Consider the following 14,512-nt stretch of genomic DNA (forward strand, 5'->3'; position numbering starts at 1 on the left):
TTAAGCCGTACGCACCATTCGATGCCTTCTCTCTCGGATTATCGCCGCAACGTCATCAGCCGCCTGCCCGCGCCGCTGGATTTCGCCCTATTCGTCGTGCGCCGGCTGCGCGACGACCGCTGCCTGGATGCGGCCGGCAGCCTGACCTTCACCACCTTGCTGGCCTTGGTGCCTTTCCTGACCATTGCGCTGATGGTGGTATCGGCCTTTCCGATGTTCGAGGACTTCTCCAGCAGCTTCAAGCTCTTCCTGCTGAGCAACCTGGTCCCGGACTCGGCCAGCCGTGTCATCACCGTCTATATGCGGCAGTTCACCGAGAACACCGGCAAGCTGACCACCCTGGGGATGGCCTCGCTCGGCATCACGGCGCTGGCCATGATGAGCACCATGGACCGCACATTCAACCGCATCTGGCGCATCCACCGGCAACGGCCCTGGATGATCAAGATGCTGACCTACTGGAGCGTGCTGACCCTGGGTCCGCTGTTGCTGGGCCTGGCCCTGACCTTGACCAGCTGGTTGGCCGACAGCGCCGGCAACGGCGCCTTGGCGGTGGTATTGAGCGGCAGCGGCATCCTGCTGGCGCTCGCCGGCTTCACCTTGTTGTACCGGGTGGTGCCCAACTGCCCGGTGCCGAATTCGCACGCCCTGATCGCCGCGACCTTCAGCACCCTGGCTTTGACCCTGCTGAAAGGCTTGTTCGGCCTTTATGTGAAGAAATTCGCCACTTTCAAGCTGATCTACGGCGCCTTTGCCAGCTTTCCCATCTTCCTGCTGTGGCTCTACCTGATGTGGCTGGTGGTGCTGGCCGGCGCCGTGCTGACCGCCAGCCTCTCCTACTGGCATGGCGAAGCCTGGCGCCGGCGGGTCCACCCCGGCCAGCGCCTGTATGACGCCGTGCGCCTGCTGCTGAAACTGGATGATGCCCGCCGCGAGGGCGCCACGCTCTCGCTGGGCAAGCTGCGCAACACGCTGGCGCTGGGACAGGACGAACTGCATGAATTGCTGGAACGGCTATCGCAGCGCGGCTGGACGCAGCCCACCCGCAGCAATGGCTGGCTGCTGGCTACCGCGCTGGAACGCATCACCTTGCGCGAGCTCTATCACCTGCTGGTCACCCGCCCGGTGGCGCCACCACGGGCGATCGACGGCTTGCACCATATCCTGAACGAGCGTTTCGGCCAGATCGACGCCAGTCTGGACATCAGTCTGGCGGACCTGGCCCGCCAGTTGCGGCATGCGGACGCTACCGAGGAAAAACCGCCGGGCCAGGGTGCCGTGAGGAATTAACTGTTTACGTATTCAAACAGTTCAAACCCCACCGCCTGCTCATGCAGGCGTACCGAGCGCACCATGCGTTCGCCGTGATCGGTGTAGATCGCCAGTTCGCGCATGGGAGAAAAGCTGCCGCGCGGCGCCACGATCAGCGGCGGCTGCTTGAGCGCGGAGACTTCGGGCAGGATCACGCAGGGTTGGAAACTGGCGCCGGCATGGGAGATCGTGGGCCGGAGCATGGCCGGCTCGCCCTTGGGCGCCAGCACCTGCACACCGATCTCGACGGCTTCGCCATCGTCCGGCGCCTGCAGCCAGCGCACGCAAGCCACCATCCATTCATCGCCCGGCTTGGCACGCAAGCCGACCATATCACCCACCCGGTAGACGCAATTCTGCGGTACCGGCTCCATCCGCAGCGCAAAACCGCCAGGGCTTTCGTTGATGACCAGCCAATCGTCGGCCGGGCTATAGCCGGCGCCGGATACGCTCAGCGGCCCCTCGCCGTCGACCACCACCGTATCGTCCAGCACCACCGGTTGCAGCAAGGGCTTGCCATCGTTCAGATAGAAGGCGGTCATGCGCAGGCCCACCACCATATTGACGCGCGTGTTGGCCCGTATACGCTGGAAGACGCGCTTGGGGGTGATGCTCCACTGCCGGGTAACCCGCCGCAGTAAATCTATCCAGGCCTGCGCCTTGGACCGGTCGCTGGCGCCCGGCAGCTTCTGTTCGACCGAGTGCAGGGCTTTGTGCAGGTGTTTAGCCATCTCCATGGTATCGAGCAGGATGGCGCTGCTGGGTTCGACATCCAGCGGGCGTTGGCCCAGAAAAGCCGGCGCTACGTCGGCGTCCAGCCGCACCAGGAAGAATCCGGCCGGATTGGGGGTGTTGCCCAAAGGCTGGAACAGCGCCGCCGCGCCATAGTTCTTGATCAGGTCCTGGATCTTGTCGTGCTCGACCGGGTGATAGCGATAAGGATCGGCCAGCGACAACAGCAGAATCTGCTTGTAGTAGCCGCCTATGGTCTTGATCGGATGGTCCACCCCTTCCGGCAGGTCGATCTGCTTATGCTGGATCGCATAGCGGAACAGCGTGTGCGCCTCCTGCCAGACGCCGGCGGGTATTTGCGCGTAGCTCTTGCAACATACCCACATCAGCTTCTGATAGGTGATCAGCAGCTTCTGGATCAGTTCGGGAATATGCCGGTTGCCCAGGCTGAAGCGGGCGTTGAGCCGTTCCGACAGGACCAGCTTGTAGCCATTGGCCAGTTCCAATTGCAGATTGCGCGCCAGCGCCATGGATTGCTTGTTCTTTTCCTTGGCCGGCACCGCCGCCGAGGTATAGGCCGCCTCCAAGGGCGCATCCAGCATATCGACGGCCAGCTGGTAATGCTCCAGCAGCTTGAGGCGGACATCCGCATCGAGCTTGATGCGGTTGAGCGTGGTCAGCGCGTCGAAAATCGCTCGCGCGCTTTCCATCAGATTGCCGGGCGGCAGTGAAATCAACCAGGCACGCAAGGCTTTCGGGTTGGTTTCGACACTGAGCGAATAGCCGGTAATCGGTTCCGGGAGGTTGAGAACGAGCGACATGTGCTTTCGCGTGCTTGGCTGTGATTTTTGTATAGGCGATATTCGCACCCGCTGCGACCATCGCCTCCCGCTCGCCGCTACGCGACTCCCTCATCCAGCAAGGCGCGCAGCGTCGCGAATACCTGTTGCAGTTCCTCCACGCTGATGACGTACGGCGGCATCAGGTAGACCGTATTGTTCACCGGCCGAAGCAGCAGCCCCTTGGCCAGCGCCGCGCTGAAGAAGCGGCTGGAAAACCCTGCCGCCGCCTCCTTCACCTCGAACGCCCAGATCATGCCCAGCTGACGGGCGTCCGCTACCCGGGGATGGGCGGCAAGCAGGGCGAAGTCGGCTGCGACGGCCTCCACCTTGGCGCGATTGCCCGCCAATACCTTGTCGTCGCGGAAAATCGCCAGCACCTCCAGCGCCGCCCGGCAAGCCAGGGCGTTGCCGGTATAGCTGTGGGAATGCAGGAAACCCCGCGTTACGTCTTCATCATAGAAGGCCGCATAGATTTCGTCGCTGCTGAGCACCACCGACAAGGGCAGATAGCCGCCGGTAATGCCTTTGGACAGGCAGATAAAGTCCGGCCGGATACCGGCCTGCTCGCAGGCGAACATGCTACCGGTGCGGCCGAAGCCCATGGCGATCTCGTCGGCGATCAGGTGTACGCCATACTGGTCGCAAAGGGCGCGGGCCCGCCGTAGATAGGCCGGGTGGTACATGGCCATGCCGGCGGCGCCCTGGCATAAGGGCTCGACGATCAAGGCCGCCAGCTGCGGCGCGCGCGCCTGGAACAGCCGCTCGATATCCTCGGCTGCCCGCAGGGCATAGGCCTCGGCCCCCTCGCCCGCCGCCGCCAGGCGCCAGTCCGGCGAGCACACCCGATGGCTGGCCCGCAGCAGCGGCGCGTAGGTGGCACTGAACAGCGGCACATCGGTCACCGCCAAGGCACCCAAGGTCTCGCCGTGGTAACTATTTTGCAGGCTGACGAATTCGGTCTTGCCGGTCTGGCCGTGATTGCGCCAATAGTGATAGCTCATCTTGAGGGCGATCTCGGTGGCGCTGGCGCCATCCGAACCGTAAAAAGCATGCCCCAGCCCGGTCAATTCACCCAATTGCTCGGACAGTTCCACCACCGGCTGCTGGGTAAAACCGGCCAGGATGACATGCTCCAGCCGGTTCAACTGATCGGCGATGGCCGCGTTCATGCGCGGATTGGCGTGACCGAACAGGTTCACCCACCAGCTGCTGACGCCATCCAGATAACGCTTGCCCTCGAAATCGATCAGCCAGACACCCTCGCCCCGCGCGATCGGCACGATGGGCAGGGTTTCATGCCGCTTCATCTGGGTACAGGGATGCCATACCGCCCGCCGGCTACGTGCCAGCCACTCCTGATTCGCTTGCTCGCTCATGCTCATCCGTTCGCGCTCCTTGTGCCAGGCGTTTATGCTGGGCGCTTTGCAATAAAGGAGGAGATCATACGATGAAGCAAGCCAGCTTGTTTATCGCCGCAATCGGCGGCTTCACCGGCGTTGCCTTGGGCGCATTCGGCGCGCATGGCCTGAAAAACAGCCTCGCCCCGGCGCAACTGGCGGTTTTCCAGACCGGCGTGCAATACCAGCTGCTGCATAGCCTGGCGCTGCTGGGGCTGGCCGTGTTGCTACGCCAGCATGACAGCAGCCTGTTCCGCTGGACGGGCCGCTGCTTTGTCGTCGGGACGGTTTTGTTCTCAGGCAGCCTCTATCTACTGGCCCTGAGCGGCATCCGCCCCTTGGGCATGATCACCCCGCTGGGCGGCGTGGCCCTGCTGGCCGGCTGGTTTTGCCTGGCGCTGGGGGCTTGGCGGGAAGGTCATGCGCCGGCGGCCTGACCGGCACGGCAGCTAAACCGTAGGCAGGGCGAAATAGAATACGGCGCCTTCACCCACCCACCCTTCCGCCCAGACCCGCCCGCCGTGTCGGCTGACGATGCGCTGGACATTGGCGAGGCCCACGCCGCTGCCGGGGAACTCCTCCTGGCTGTGCAGGCGCTGGAAAACGCCGAACAGGCGGTTGCTGTAGTGCATATCGAATCCGGCGCCGTTGTCGCGTATCCGATAGATGTTTTCGCCGTTTTCCGCCGTGCTGTCGATGACGATCCTGGGATGGTCCTTGCGGCTGGAATACTTCATGGCATTGCCGATCAGGTTGGCCCAGACCTGGCGGATCAAGGTCCGATCACCCCAGGCCTTCGGCAGCTCCGCCAGCTCGAAGACGATCTCACGCTCGCCGTTGGCGGCCTGCAGGCTGTCGAAGACCTCTTGTGCCTGGGCAGTCATATCGACGCGGGAGGCATTGATGGGGGAATTGCCCATGCGGGAGAACGCCAGCAACTCCTGGATCAGCTGGCGCATGGTCGTACTATTCTCGCGCACCACGCTCAGCAGGCGCTTGTCCTCGGGCTCCAGGCGCGCATCGGCCCGCCGGGCCAGCATGCCGGCAAAGCCGTCGATGGCCCGCAAGGGCGCCTGCAGGTCATGCGAGACCGAATAGCTGAAGCTTTCCAGCTCCTTGTTGGCCGCCTCCAGCTGGCTGGCCCGCAGTGCCAGATTGGCCACCAGGCGGACCCGTTCCAGCGCGATGGCCACCTCATTGGCAATCGCCTTGAAGACCTTCAAATCCTCATCGTCCGCCGGCTGGGTGGTATCAATCAGGATATTGACCACCCCCAGGCAATGCTCGCCGATCAGCAAAGGCACGCTGGCATGGTTGAAGCGCGCCGTTCCGATAAGCTGCTCACACACCCGCAGGGCGACCTCCACGCCCGCCTCGCCCGGCTTTGGCGACATCTGGCAAAGCTTATGGCCGGCTTCCAGCAGCTCGGTGGGCAGCCCGGCCGGCAGATTGCAATCGCCGCCATAACGCCAGCCGGCCGGGCCATCGTTCAGATAGATCCAGCCGGCCCGGAAGCAAGCCAGCTCCATGATGCCCTGCAAGGCGTTTTCGCATACTTCCGCTTCGGTCAGGGCATGCATCAGGCTTTCCGCCACCCGGTACAAGACCCGCAACATCTGGTTGGAACGGGCCAGGGCCTGCTGCTGCTGTTGCAGCTCATCGTTCATATGCATGGCTTCCTCATAGGTGGAAACCAATAGATCGACGATCTGCTCCCGTTCGGCGGTAATAAAGTGGCGCTTGCCCTCCAGATAGAGTTCGGCACCGATCTGCACCTTGCTGGATTTGCGCAGATTGCGGTTGAGCAAGATGTAGTTGATGCGCGAAATCAGCATGGCCGGGTCATACGGTTTACGCAGGAAGTTGTCCGCCCCGCACTCCAGGCTGCGGGCGATATCCTGCAAGCCGGCCAGCGAGGTGACGATCACCACCGGGGTTTCCTTCAGTTCCGGATCCGCCTTGATGGCGGTGCACAGCTGGTAACCGTCCATTTCCGGCATGACCACATCGGTGATGACCAGCGTGGGGCGGTGGGCGGTGGCCAGTGCCAGCGCATCCTTGCCATTGCCGGCCAGCAACACCACGAACTCGTGCGCTTCCAGCAGGAAACGCAGCTGCTCGGCCTGGGTAGGGCTATCTTCGGCGATCAGGATCGTTACGCCCTGAAACAGATTGGTTGCCTGGCTTGCCATGACTTCCTCCAACGGACGCCTTGTTTGGTTTTTTTTCGGACTTCAAAGCCCGTCGGCCCAGCGGCAGAGTACGGTCGGCATTTCTTCCGGGGTCAGCACGAAACGCGCGGCCCCCAGCTTGACCGCCTCGCCGGGCATCCCGTTGACGACGGCGCTCTTACCCTCCTGCGCCACCGTGACGGCGCCGGCCATCTTCATCTGCAACAATTCCTGCGCGCCATCGCAACCCATGCCGGTCAGCAACACCCCGATGGCCCGGCTGCCGTAGGCCCGCGCCACCGAACTGAACAGATGCGCCACCGACGGCCGCAGGCCCTGCCCGACCCCGTCGCTTACCAGGATGACCTCGGCATTGCCTCCCACATGCATTTGCAAGCCGTCGGGCGCGACATAGGCATGACCTGCCAGCATCGTCTCGCCTTGTCTGGCCACCCGCACGGAATAGCCGCTGGCCTGCGCCAGCCATTTGGCAAAGCCCAGGGCAAAGCCGGGGCTGATGTGTTGCACGATGGCGATGGGCGCGGGGAAATTCTTGGGCAGGGACGACAAAATGGCTTGCAAGGCCAGCGGACCGCCGGTCGAGGCCCCGATCGCCACCAAGCGGCCATTGCCCTGATGAGGGTTGATCATCACCGGCGCGCCATTGACCGGCGCAGCCGCCAGGGGGGCCCGGCTCCAGCGCCGGATGACCTGGACCTCGGCCATCAGCTTGATGGTATCGGTCAGCGACTTCGCCAGCGCGGCAAAGTCCGACGAAGCAGGACCGGGGGGCCGGGCCAACACCGTCAGCGCCCCCGCTTCGAGGGCGCGGAACGTGGCGGCCACATGTTGCGGCTGGGCCGTGTCGGTCACCATGATGATGCGGGTCGGGCAGGCTTCCATGATGCAGCGGGTAGCGGTAAAGCCATCCATGCGCGGCATATGGATATCCATGGTGATCACGTCCGGCTGCAGCCGCACGGCGGCGGCCAGGGCGGCATCGCCGTCGGCGGCCAAGCCCACCACCTCCAGATCGGGATCGCTATTGAGGATATACACCAGCAGCTCACGCACGACGATGGAGTCATCCACCACCAGAATGCGGATCGGACTAGGCCGGCTGCCGGCAGGCAGGCCTTGGGTGCGTGGCTCGGTCGTGGTCATCGACCACCTTGCCGCTGTGCGCGGGCCTTTTGAACGACGGTCATATCAATCTCCGAATCGCATCGAGCAGATTGCTCTGATCAAAGCCGCCTTTCACAATATAGGCATTGGCGCCGACATCGATACCGCGCTCGCGGTCCTCGCGCGAATCCAGCGCGGTCACCAGGATCACCGGCAGCTCGCGCAGCTTGGGTTCCTGGCGGATGCGGCTGATCAGGTCGAAGCCATCCATGCGCGGCATCTCCACATCCGACACCAGCAAATCGAATGCCGAGGTGCGCAGGAGGGTCAGCGCATCGATCCCGTCCACGGCGGTGGTGGTGGCATAGCCGGCCGATTCGAGGATGTTTTTCAGCAAGGAGCGCGAAGTGATCGAATCCTCCGCCACCAGCACCGATTTGCGTTCGGCCCGGACCGTCGCGGTCGGTGCGGCCGTGACGGGCACGTAGCGGACAGCCGACTTGAGCAGGTCGCCCACGTTGAGAATGGGCACGACCCTGCCGGCCCCCAGCACGGTGGCGCCGGCCACGTTGCGGACCCGCTGCAGCTGCGGCCCCAGGCCTTTGACCAAGACCTCGCGGTCATCGACGATCTCATCGACGATAAAGGCGATGCGCCTTTGCCCCGCCCCCAGCACCACCGCCTGCAGATAGGGCGAGACGGCCGACGTGCTTTCCTTGCGCGGCATCTCCAGGATATCCACCAGCCAGACCACCCCCAGCACGCTACCTTCCAGCGTGATGGTCTCGCGGTTCTCCACGGTCAGGATGGATTGCCTATCCACCCGCACGGCCCGTTCCACACTGGTGGACGGCAGCACGAATTGCTGCTCGCCCGCGCGCACCAACATGCCCCGAAAGGTCGCCAGCGTGGTGGGCAGCAAGATGCGAAAGCAACTCCCGCCCTCCTCGCCCGCCTCCACCCGCACGCTGCCGCCCAGCTTTTCGACCTTTTCGCGCACGATGGCCAGGCCCAGGCCACGGCCGGAGATATCGGTCAGGATGGGACTGGTGGAGAGGCCGGACTCGAATACCAGATTGAGCAGCATGCTTTCGGTGCCCGCATCGTCCGGCCCCAGCAAGCCCATGCGGCGAGCCGACTGGCGAACGCTATCGAGCCGGATACCGGCGCCGTCGTCACGGATGGTCAGCTCGATCTGATTACCGTCGCGGGGACTGGCGGCCACCTCGATGCTGCCACGCTCCGGCTTACCCTGCTGCTGGCGCAGCCGTGGCGCTTCGATACCGTGATCGACCGCATTGCGCAGCAGGTGGATCAGCGGGTCCTTCAACTGCTCCAGGATGCGCCGGTCTATCTCCAGCGAACCGCCGGTCAGCGTCAGCTCCACCTCCTTGCCGCTATCCTTGGCCTGATCGCGTACCAGCTTGGGCAGCAGCGCCAACAGCGACGAAAGGGGCAGCATCGAGGCCTGCTTCATATCGTCCAGCAGCCCATCGACCATGCCCGTCAGCGCGCGCCGCTCCTGTTCGCGGCTATTGCGCAGGCGTAGTACCCGCTCTTCCAGCAGGCGCAAGCGCAACTCGTCGCCATCCACCACATCCAGCAAACGGTGCAACTGCGCCAGCCGCGTCTCATCCAGGCCATCCTGCCGGCGGCCCCAGGCGCGGCGCAGGGCGCGCAGCTCGCGCACCGTCTTGTTGCGCTCTTTTTTCCAGTCGCTCAACTCGCGGTTCAGCTCAGCCAGTTCTTCCAGCAGATGGGCGGCGCTGAATTTCAGCGACAGCAACTCCTCGGCCTGGTTCAGCAGGGTATTGAGCTTGCTGGTCGAGACACGGACCGTCTCGTCCGCGGGTGCGGCGGTCGCCGCCGGGTTGGGTGGACCCACGGACGTTGCCGGCTTGGCGAGCGGTGGTTCGGGCAGCGGCGCCGACACGGTGCCCGGCGTGGCGGCCGCGCTTGACGCGGGCACCAGCACGGGATGCAGTATGCTTTCCAGTACCGTCAGATCCTGATAGCAAGCCTCGAACACCTCCGGCGACAGTTCGGCCTGGCCATGCTTCAGTTCGGCCAGGCGCGTTTCCATCCGGCTGCAAAGCCGCTCCAGATCATGGCGGCTGACCGAGCGTGCCGCCCCCTTGAGGCTGTGCGCCTCGCGGAACAACTCCTCCACCAAGGCCTGGCGCCGGCCGCTATCGCTGTCCCGTTCCAACTCCAGCAACGCCGCCACCATGGCTTGCAGATGCTCGTCCGCCTCGACCAGAAAGGTCGCCATCAATCGTTCCAGAAAACGCGCTTCGTTTTCGGCCATTCGCCCTCCCGGTCATCGCCGTTTTTTTATCCGCGTGTTCAGTGACACGTAGCTTTTTCAACGCTCCCTAGACGCGGAACCGCGCCAGCATCTCCTGTAGTTTCTGGCCCAATTCATGCAGATTCTGCGCGGCGGTCTCGGCCTGCTTGGAACTGGCCATATTCTGGGTGCTGGCGATACGGATGTTTTCCATCGCCGAGGCCAACTGGTCCATCCCCGCCAGCTGCTGCTGCGACGAAACGGCGATCTGGGTGGAAGCCTGGGCGCTTTCCACGATGCTCTCGCTGAGCGAGCGGATGGCCTCGCTGGCCTCGTTCGATTGTTTCACGCCCGATTCCACCGCCTTCCCGCCTTGCTCGGTTGCCAACACCGCGCTGGTGGTCGCGCGCTGGATCTCGCCCAGGATGCCGCGCACCTGCACGGTGGCCTGTTTGGATTGCTCGGCCAGGCTCTTCACCTCCTGCGCCACCACGGCAAAGCCCTTGCCGTGCTCGCCGGCCTTGGCCGCCTCGATGGAGGCATTGACGGCCAGCAGATTGGATTGCTCGGCCAGATCATTGACGGTGGCGATGATCTCGCCGATGGCCTGGGTCTGTTCCGACAGGCGCACGATGCTTTCCGCGATCAGCGCCATCTGGTCGTGGATGCGCTGCATGCCCTCGATGGCATCCTCCACCGCCCGCTTGCCGCTCTGCGACACCTGGGCGGCCTTCTGCGCCGTCTCCGACATGTACTTGGCCTTCTGGCTGGATACCAGCGCGGTCTGCTTGACCTCCTCCACCGTGGTGGTGGTCTCGCTCACCGATACCGCGGTCTCCTCGGTGCCGGTGGCGATCTGGGTGGCACCGGTGAGAATCTCGCTAGCCGAGGTGGTAAGGATCGCGATGCCGCCACGGATTTCCAGGTTGATCTGGCGCAGATCCCGCAACATCTCGGCAAAGGCATTGCCCAGCACATCCCGCTCGGACTGCGGCGTGACTTCGACGGTCAGGTCGCCCACCGCGATCTGGCGGGCTACCCCGGCCATGTCGCGCAGCGATTGCAGCATGCGGGCAAAGCTCGCCTGCAACACACCCACCTCGTCGCCACGGGCACTGACGGGCACGCTCACCGACAAATCGCCGCCCCCTATCCTGGTGGCGATGGCGCTGATCTCGCGCAGGGGCCGGGCGATATGGCTGGTCAGGAACAAGGCGCCGCCGATCGCCAACCCACCGGAAGCCAGCAGGCCCAACAGCAGGCTCAACATCGCGGTCTGCACACTGCGTGCCGCCTCGGTGTCGCGCATCTCCTGCAGCTGGTTCTCCGTTGCGGTCATCTCCATCACCAGGGCACGGATCTCATCGGTGAGCCGCTTGCCCTTATCGGTGCGGATCAGTTCTCGCGTTGCGTCAAAGCCCTTGGCACGTCGAAGATCGATGGTCTCCTGCAGGATGATCTGCTTGTCGTGCACCAGGGGCCCCAGCCTGTCTACCCGCTGTTGCTGGATCGGATTGTCCGCGGTCAGGCTCTTGAGCTTCTGCACCGCCGGCTTCAGCTGCTGGATCGATTGCAGATAGGGTGCCAGATAGTTGTCGTCGCCGGTAATGACAAAACCCCGCTGGGATGACTCGGCCTCCAGCAGGGTCGATAGCAGGCTGACCAAGTGCGACTGCACCTCGCGGGTGTGGGTCACCCATTGGGCCGTGTCTACCATCGTGCGGGTGTTCTGGTAAGTGATGGCGCTGACCGTGACGATGATCAACAGGATGCCGATAAAGCTCGCCCACAGTTTCGAGCCGATGGAAAGTTTCATCCCTTCTCCTCCTGAATCCTTGTGCTTTTAGTTGCCCACGCGTCATGCCAGGGCCAGCACCATTTGTAGTAGGTAAATCCGCTCACCGAGCAAAAAGCCGCAACGGGGCTAGGACGGCACTTCCTCATCCACCAGCAGGGCCGGGTCGTGAATCAGTTTCAATGCATCCAGCACCACCAGGCGATCCGGCGCCACCCCTCGCAGGTATTCCGCCCGCACGCCATTGAGCGTGGGCAGGGACGGCTGCAGATCGGCCAAGGCCACGCTGCGCACGCCGATGATCTGATCGGCGAGCAGTCCGAAGCGCATGGCGCCGTCTTCCAGCAGAATGACCTTGTTCATATCGGGCAGGCCTTGCAGCGGCAGGCCGAAGAAGCGCTTGAGGTCGATGACCGACACGATCTGGCCACGTAGATTGATGATGCCCAGCACGAATGGCGGCACGCAGGGCAGCAGACCCAACTCGCGCAATGGATATACCTCGCGGACCAGGCGGGTCTCCAAGCCGTAGTGCTCGTGCGCCAGGCGGAACTCCACCAGCTCCATTTGCTCGCCCTCCACCCCCTCGGCGGCCGGCACTTGCGCCAAGGCACGGGCGCGTGCCTGCAGCACCGCATCGCGCACCGCCTCGTCAGGCTCGAATTCGCGTTGCAGCGCCTGTTCGGCCCGCGCCATCTGCGCGTGCACACTGGTCCAATCTATGCCGGTCTTGGGCTTGTCCGGGTTCATGCCGTCCTCCGCGTCTTGATCATGTGTGCCAGCTCGCCTGCGCTCAGCCCATCCGACTCCGGCAGCGCCTCATTCGGTGCGTGGGCCGCCAGCAGTTCCAGCGCGTGCCGGTAATGCCGGTCGGCGTCCGGCCGGCCCAAGCTCGCGCTCAGATTGCCCAGTGCCATATGCGCCAGGATAAAGCCCGGCTCCAGGTAAAGCGTCCGCTTCAAGGCCTGGATCGCCTCATCGACGCGCCCCTGCTCTTCGTGGATCAGGGCGCGCAGATATTGGCCGGCAGGATTGATGCGATCCGCCGCGATCGCCCGGTCGCAGCACTGCCCCGCCTCATCCAGCCGCCCCTGTCCCGCCAGCAGCCGCGCCAGCAACAGCAGGGCAGCCGCATCGTCCGGCAGGCCGGCCAGCAAGACTTCGGCCTCGGCATGGTCGCCGCGCTGCCGGGCCGCCAAGGCCCGCTCGTACGGTGTCGCGACCGGTTCGGGTGGGGGCGCCGGGGGCAACTCCACCACGGGTTTGGGCGGGGACGCCGGCGGAATGGGCAAGGGGGCCGCAAACACGGTTTCGGGCAGTTGTTCTTCCGCCGACCAGCGCGGCAGCGCCGCTACGGGACGTTCTTCATTGCAATAGAACAAACAGCCCGGAAAGCTCACCGGCGCGAACGCCTTGAATAAGCCCTGGTCCGCTTCGGCCGACCCGACCACCAGCCAGCCGCCCTGGCGCAGGCTACGGCGCAGCAACTGCACGGCGCGGTGCGCGTGCCGCCGTTCGAAATACATCAGGGCATTGCGGCACAGGATCAGATCCATAGCCGCCGTCTCGCGTTCCGGCCCCGCTTCCGCCATCAGATTGTGCTGGGCGAAGCGCACCATGCGACGAATATGGGGCAGCACCGCAAAGCGCCCCGGTCCGGCCGGCTCGAAGTAGCTACCAAGCAGCCAGGGCGGCGCATTGCGGAACGACCACTGCGAATAGCGGGCCGCTTCGGCGCGCTGCAACGCGAGCGGGTTGATATCGGTCCCCAGCAGGTGAATGCGCCAGTTTTCCAGATCGGGCAGTAGCCGATGCAGCAGGATGGCCAAGGAATACGCTTCCTCGCCGCTGCAACAGGCCGCGCTCCAAATCCGCAGCGTGCGATTGCCGGCCAGTCGGCGGGCCTGGATCAGCGCGGGCAGGACCTCGGTTTCCAAAGCGAAGAACACCGCCGGCTCGCGGTAGAAATAGGTTTCCCCCACGGTCAGCTTGGCCGCCAGCGCATCGATCTGGCGGCGGCCCAAGGGCGCCTGCAGCAGCGCCCGCATGCAGCTTTCCGCATCGGGGTACCCCAGCTCGCGCGCCACCTCCGCCATGGCGCGCCGGACCACCTCGCTGCGATTGTGCGGAAAGGACCAGCCCAGCGACGTTGCAAGGAAGTCGAGAAAGCGCGGCAGGGCGGTATCGCGGGCGAGTTGTTCCATTGCGGGCAAGGGCAAATCCAAGGTTGCGCGATTCGGCTCGACTGCGGCAAGCCTCCCAAAAATCTAAGCGGCAGGCAGCTGGGCCAGCGCCGAACCCAATTGCCGCGCCTCTTCAAGCGATAGAAAACCCGCCAGGTCGTGCACCAGCAACAAGCCGTCATCCAGGCTCACCACGCCCTGCACATGGGCCAATCCTTCCAGCACGCTATCCGCCGCGACGATCCGCTCGACCGGGTAGGCCGCCACCGCCTCGATTTCGTCCACACACAATCCCACCGGCCGGTCCGTCCGCGCGATCACGATCTGGTCGCTCAGGCGCAGCGTGCGGCCGGGCAGACCGAAGCGTTGCCGTATATCGAAGATCGGCACCACCTTGCCATGCAGCTGTATCACCCCGCACACGCCCTCCGGCGCGGCCGGCAGCGGCGTAATCGCCACCGCCCGGATAACGCGCTCGACCACCGCCAGATCCAGGGCAATACGCCGTGCATCAAGACGGAATACCAGCAACTGGCGGCTATCGCTCATGACGCCTTCCATGGCTACTTGATTGCCCTGCGTCCAAACGGGAGCATGCGGAAAAATCCCTACCACTTCGGTGAACTGCGTGGACCCACTTCCGGCCGCCTGGGCGAACACGGCAGTGGC

At 64.3% G+C, this 14,512-nt stretch carries 11 protein-coding genes; 2 read left to right on the forward strand and 9 right to left on the reverse strand.

What is annotated here, in order from left to right; genetic code table 11:
• The first annotated feature begins 21 nt into the window (after positions 1-21).
• On the forward strand, positions 22-1,290 hold the full coding sequence (locus FNU76_RS09380) for a YihY family inner membrane protein (RefSeq protein ID WP_144277959.1): 1,269 nt from the start codon (positions 22-24) through the stop codon (positions 1,288-1,290).
• On the opposite strand, the gene FNU76_RS09385 is transcribed toward FNU76_RS09380, so the two are convergent.
• Both FNU76_RS09385 and bioA read right to left on the reverse strand, forming a co-directional pair.
• Positions 1,287-2,864, reverse strand: coding sequence for a cyclic-di-GMP receptor FimW-related protein (locus FNU76_RS09385; RefSeq protein ID WP_144277960.1), 1,578 nt, complete (start codon positions 2,862-2,864; stop codon positions 1,287-1,289). The genes FNU76_RS09380 and FNU76_RS09385 overlap by 4 nt on opposite strands.
• 77 nt (positions 2,865-2,941) lie before the next feature.
• A complete protein-coding gene (gene bioA, locus FNU76_RS09390; RefSeq protein ID WP_144277961.1) occupies positions 2,942-4,261 on the reverse strand; it encodes an adenosylmethionine--8-amino-7-oxononanoate transaminase in 1,320 nt (439 codons plus the stop codon).
• Between the two features lie 71 nt (positions 4,262-4,332).
• Here bioA and FNU76_RS09395 point away from each other — a divergent pair, with 71 nt between their 5' ends.
• Entirely contained in the window at positions 4,333-4,719 is a 387-nt protein-coding gene (locus FNU76_RS09395) for a DUF423 domain-containing protein (protein ID WP_144277962.1), read from the forward strand.
• A 12-nt stretch (positions 4,720-4,731) separates the two neighbouring features.
• Here FNU76_RS09395 and FNU76_RS09400 read toward each other — a convergent pair whose 3' ends face one another.
• From FNU76_RS09400 to FNU76_RS09430, 7 genes are all read right to left on the reverse strand, one after another.
• Complete coding sequence (locus tag FNU76_RS09400) at positions 4,732-6,474, reverse strand: response regulator (RefSeq protein ID WP_144277963.1); 1,743 nt, start codon at positions 6,472-6,474, stop codon at positions 4,732-4,734.
• Between the two features lie 42 nt (positions 6,475-6,516).
• The gene (gene cheB / locus FNU76_RS09405; RefSeq protein WP_144277964.1) at positions 6,517-7,617 is read right to left on the reverse strand and encodes a chemotaxis-specific protein-glutamate methyltransferase CheB; all 1,101 of its coding nucleotides are present in this window, start codon (positions 7,615-7,617) and stop codon (positions 6,517-6,519) included.
• 40 nt (positions 7,618-7,657) lie between these two features.
• Positions 7,658-9,886: a hybrid sensor histidine kinase/response regulator gene (locus FNU76_RS09410; RefSeq protein WP_144277965.1), complete on the reverse strand. Its 2,229-nt coding sequence runs from the start codon at positions 9,884-9,886 to the stop codon at positions 7,658-7,660.
• Between the two features lie 67 nt (positions 9,887-9,953).
• Positions 9,954-11,681, reverse strand: coding sequence for a methyl-accepting chemotaxis protein (locus FNU76_RS09415; protein WP_144277966.1), 1,728 nt, complete (start codon positions 11,679-11,681; stop codon positions 9,954-9,956).
• A 108-nt stretch (positions 11,682-11,789) separates the two neighbouring features.
• On the reverse strand, positions 11,790-12,410 hold the full coding sequence (locus FNU76_RS09420) for a chemotaxis protein CheW (RefSeq protein ID WP_144277967.1): 621 nt from the start codon (positions 12,408-12,410) through the stop codon (positions 11,790-11,792).
• Positions 12,407-13,864, reverse strand: coding sequence for a CheR family methyltransferase (locus tag FNU76_RS09425; protein WP_144277968.1), 1,458 nt, complete (start codon positions 13,862-13,864; stop codon positions 12,407-12,409). The genes FNU76_RS09420 and FNU76_RS09425 overlap by 4 nt, the downstream gene beginning before the upstream one ends.
• Positions 13,865-13,927: 63 nt before the next feature.
• Positions 13,928-14,392, reverse strand: a complete 465-nt coding sequence (locus tag FNU76_RS09430) for a chemotaxis protein CheW (protein WP_144277969.1) — start codon at positions 14,390-14,392, stop codon at positions 13,928-13,930.
• Between the last annotated feature and the right edge of the window lie 120 nt (positions 14,393-14,512).

The sequence above is a fragment of the Chitinimonas arctica genome (assembly GCF_007431345.1).
Taxonomy (GTDB): domain Bacteria; phylum Pseudomonadota; class Gammaproteobacteria; order Burkholderiales; family Chitinimonadaceae; genus Chitinimonas; species Chitinimonas arctica.